At 71.2% G+C, this 1,542-nt stretch carries 1 protein-coding gene; it reads left to right on the top strand.

The annotated features are described in order from the left end of the window. The first annotated feature begins 12 nt into the window (after nucleotides 1–12). Nucleotides 13–1,440, top strand: a complete 1,428-nt coding sequence (locus IEY87_RS45275; protein WP_229699473.1) for an IS1380 family transposase — start codon at nucleotides 13–15, stop codon at nucleotides 1,438–1,440. The last annotated feature ends 102 nt before the right edge of the window (nucleotides 1,441–1,542 follow it).

Here is a 1,542-nt window from a genome sequence, read left to right as displayed (position 1 = left end):
TGAGCTGGGAGGATGGGGCTTGTCGAGAGTCCTGTCCACACCAGATCAGAAGGCACTTTCCAAGTGAAGAGTATCGCTTCGCGCGGCAAGATCATCGCATCCGCTGACGCTGCCGGGCTCCTCTCCCACGCGGGCGCCCTGCTGCTCCTGCATACGCTGCGTGTCACCGGCCTGGACCGGGTTCTGTCCGCGCAGCTGGAGCGCTGGCGGCCCGAGCGCGCGGTGCATGACCCCGGCAAGATCGTGGCCGACCTGGCCGTCAGCCTCGCCCTGGGCGGGGACTGCCTGGCCGATGTCGCCGTGCTGCGTGCCCAGCCCGACCTGTTCGGCCCGGTGGCCTCCGACCCGACCGTCTCCCGGCTGATCGACCGGCTCGCCCGCGATGAGGCCAAGGCGCTCAACGCCCTGCGCACGGCGCGAGCCCTGGCCCGCGAACGTGCCTGGGACCTAGCCGGGACGAGGGCGCCGGGCAGTGACGGTCAGCTGATCCCCCTCGACCTCGACGCCACCATCGTCATCGCCCACTCGGATAAGGAACACGCCGCCCCGACCTGGAAACACAGCTTCGGCTTCCACCCGATGACGGTCTTCGCCGACCACGGCCCGCAAGGGGCCGGTGAACCGCTGGCCATCGTGCTGCGGCCGGGCAACGCCGGCTCCAACACCGCCGCCGACCACATCGAGGCCACCCGGCTGGCGCTGGCCCAGCTCCCCAAGCAGCGCCGACGGCAGGTGCTGATCCGCACCGACTCCGGCGGCGGCACCCACGAGTTCCTCACCTGGCTGACCAAGCCCGGCCGCCGGCTGTCGTACTCGATCGGGTTCACCCTGACCGAGCAGGTGCAGCAGGCCGTCTTGCGCCTGCCCAAAAGCGCGTGGACGCCCGCCTACGACGCCGACCGGCAGGTCCGGCCCGGCGCCTGGGTCGCCGAGCTGACCGGCCTGCTGGACCTGACCGGCTGGCCCAAGGGCATGCGGATCATCGCCCGCAAGGAACGCCCGCACCCCGGCGCCCAGCTGCGCTTCACCGACGTCGACGGATGCCGCGTCACCTGCTTCGTCACCAACACCAAGCAAGGTCAGCTCGCCGACCTGGAACTACGCCACCGCCGCCGCGCCCGCGCCGAAGACCGCATCCGCTGCGCCAAGGACACCGGCCTGACCAACCTGCCGCTGCACCACTTCACCCGCAACCAGATCTGGTGCGAGCTCGTCGCGCTGGCCTGCGAACTCCTGGCCTGGATGCAACTGCTGGCCCTGCCCGGCACCGCCGCCCAGACCTACGAGCCCAAACGCCTGCGCCTGCGACTGTTCACGGTGGCCGGACGGCTGGTGCGCGGTGGCCGCCGTCTGCGCCTGCGCATAGCCGCACGATGGCCCTGGGCCGGCGACATCCTCACCGCCCTGACCCGCCTGCAAGCCCTGCCGGCCCCGACCTGATCAGCCACAAGCTGCCCCTGCGACCACGAAAGGAAAACACCCGCGGGCCCGTGGAACCCCGCCCACCCGACGCGACAGCCGGGCCAGCATGCTGACCACAGC

The sequence above is a fragment of the Nonomuraea glycinis genome (genome assembly GCF_014646515.1).
In the GTDB taxonomy this organism is placed as follows: Bacteria; Actinomycetota; Actinomycetes; order Streptosporangiales; family Streptosporangiaceae; genus Nonomuraea; species Nonomuraea glycinis.
The sequence above is the reverse complement of the archived record's forward strand: the minus strand, read 5'-3'. Positions and strand labels throughout refer to the sequence as shown.

Bases quoted from the DNA above. Each gene is read 5' to 3' on its own strand.
- IEY87_RS45275 (WP_229699473.1), top strand. From the start codon at position 13: ATGGGGCTTGTCGAGAGTCCTGTCCACACCAGATCAGAAGGCACTTTC.